This window comes from Pseudomonas sp. JV245A, assembly GCF_032424515.1.
Lineage (GTDB): Bacteria > Pseudomonadota > Gammaproteobacteria > Pseudomonadales > Pseudomonadaceae > Aquipseudomonas > Aquipseudomonas protegens.
Window position 1 is genome coordinate 1 of record NZ_VYKE01000367.1, and the last position, 1,474, is coordinate 1,474.

At 67.6% G+C, this 1,474-nt stretch carries 1 protein-coding gene; it reads right to left on the reverse strand.

From position 1 onward, the window contains the following. Positions 1–48 precede the first annotated feature (48 nt). A complete protein-coding gene (locus F6S12_RS31685) occupies positions 49–1,326 on the reverse strand; it encodes a Zn-dependent hydrolase (protein WP_315869851.1) in 1,278 nt (425 codons plus the stop codon). Positions 1,327–1,474 lie beyond the last annotated feature (148 nt).

Here is a 1,474-nt window from a genome sequence, read left to right on the forward strand (position 1 = left end):
CCATGGGCCGCGCATTTCTTGCGGACTTCTTCGCCGGCAAGCCGGCTCCTACGGTTGGCGTTGGGCGATGGATTGGGAGGCGGCGAGCATGGCGCGCAGCAGCACGGCGCAGCCGGCGGCGAGGTCGTCGGGGTCGGCGTTCTCGATTTCGTTGTGGCTGATGCCACCTTCGCAGGGCACGAAGATCATCCCCGCCGGGCCCAGCTCGGCGACGAAGATCGCGTCATGCCCGGCACCGCTGACGATGTCCATGTGGGACAACCCCAAACCCTGCGCGGCGCCGCGCACCGCATCGACGCACACCGGGTCGAAGTACAGCGGCGGAAAGTCCGCGGTGGGGGTCAGTTCGAAGCTCAGGCCGTGTTCTTCGCAGGTGTTGTCGATCACCTGGCGCACCTCGGCAATCATCGAGTCCAGGCGCGCCGGCTCCAGGTGGCGGAAGTCCAGGGTCATGCGCACCTCGCCCGGAATCACGTTGCGCGAACCCGGGTAGGCTTGCAGGCAGCCAACGGTGCCGCAGGCGTGAGGCTGGTGGCCGAGGGCGGCGCGATTGACCGCCGCCACCACGGCGGCGGCGCCCACCAGGGCGTCCTTGCGCAGGTGCATGGGGGTCGGGCCGGCATGGGCTTCGACGCCCCGCAGCTTGAGGTCGAACCACTTCTGCCCCAGGGCGCCGAGCACCACGCCTATGGTCTTGCGCTCATCTTCCAGGATCGGGCCTTGCTCGATGTGCGCCTCGAAATAGGCGCCCACCGGATGCCCGCTGACCGGGCGCGTGCCGGCGTAGCCGATGGCGTTCAGGGCCTCGCCGACGCTGATGCCATCGACGTCGGTCTTGGCCAGGGTGTCTTGCAGGGTGAATTTTTCGGCGAACACCCCGGAGCCCATCATGCACGGCGGAAAGCGCGAGCCTTCTTCGTTGGTCCACACCACCACTTCCAGGGGCGCCTCGGTTTCCAGCTTGAGGTCGTTGAGGGTGCGCAGCACTTCCACCCCGGCCAGCACACCAAAGCAGCCATCGAACTTGCCGCCGGTAGGCTGGGTGTCGATATGGCTGCCGGTCATCACCGGCGGCAGGTGCGGATTGCGCCCGGGGCGGCGGGCGAAGATGTTGCCGATGCCATCCACCGTGACCGCGCAACCGGCCTCCTCGCACCACTTCACGAACAGATCCCGGGCCTGGCGGTCGAGGTCGGTCAGGGCCAAACGGCAGACGCCGCCCTTGACCGTGGCGCCGAGCCTGGCCAGTTCCATGAGCGACTGCCACAGGCGGTCGCGGTTGATGTGCTGATGGCTGGATTGCAGAACCTCGACGGCAGCGTTCATGGTGATTTCCTCAGGCGTTTCTTCTGGTTTTGTCGGGGGATGCGTGGCGCAACGCCCGGGATAACGGCCTAGCAACAATCGGTAGGAGCCGGCCGGGCGGCGTTGCGCTTGCCGGCGAAGGGGCCCGCAAGATGTGCGTCGCCCGTGC

Excerpts from the sequence above, each read along its gene's own strand:
- F6S12_RS31685 (WP_315869851.1), bottom strand. The coding sequence starts at position 1,326 with ATGAACGCTGCCGTCGAGGTTCTGCAATCCAGCCATCAGCACATCAAC.